This window comes from Pseudomonas japonica (assembly GCF_900188455.1).
Classification (GTDB): domain Bacteria; phylum Pseudomonadota; class Gammaproteobacteria; order Pseudomonadales; family Pseudomonadaceae; genus Aquipseudomonas; species Aquipseudomonas japonica.
In genome coordinates this window covers 1-376 of sequence record NZ_FZOL01000055.1, presented here as the reverse complement: position 1 = coordinate 376, position 376 = coordinate 1, and the positions used below count along the sequence as shown (strand labels likewise).

The window sequence follows — 376 nt, the reverse complement described above, 5'->3', positions numbered from 1 at the left end:
GCAGTGGAATTGGACCACGCACCTGAGCACCAGTACGTTTCGCGGTTTCCACGATTTCCTGGGTAGATTGGTCGATCAGGCGATGGTCGAAAGCCTTCAACCTGATACGGATTTGCTGATTTTGCATTGGATTTCAGACTCCAGGCTGCTATTCCCACCGGGCGCACTACGCCCGTTAAAAGGAGGCGTGATTCTATAGACGCCCCTATTGGGTGTCAACCCAATAAAAAAACCCCCGCTGAGCGGGGGCTTTTTCAACCGATCGATATTACTCGATGATTTTGGCTACGACGCCAGCGCCGACGGTACGACCGCCTTCACGGATGGCGAAACGCAGACCATCTTCCATCGCGATGGTTTTGATCAGGGTAACAAC

At 52.9% G+C, this 376-nt stretch carries 2 protein-coding genes; both read right to left on the bottom strand.

The window, feature by feature from the left end:
* The coding region (locus CHB99_RS30295; protein WP_283162632.1) for a 30S ribosomal protein S10 at positions 1-127 on the bottom strand (127 nt) is incomplete at its 3' end.
* Between the two features lie 141 nt (positions 128-268).
* On the bottom strand, positions 269-376 hold a 108-nt coding region (locus tag CHB99_RS29275), incomplete at its 5' end, for an EF-Tu C-terminal domain-related protein (protein ID WP_487379636.1).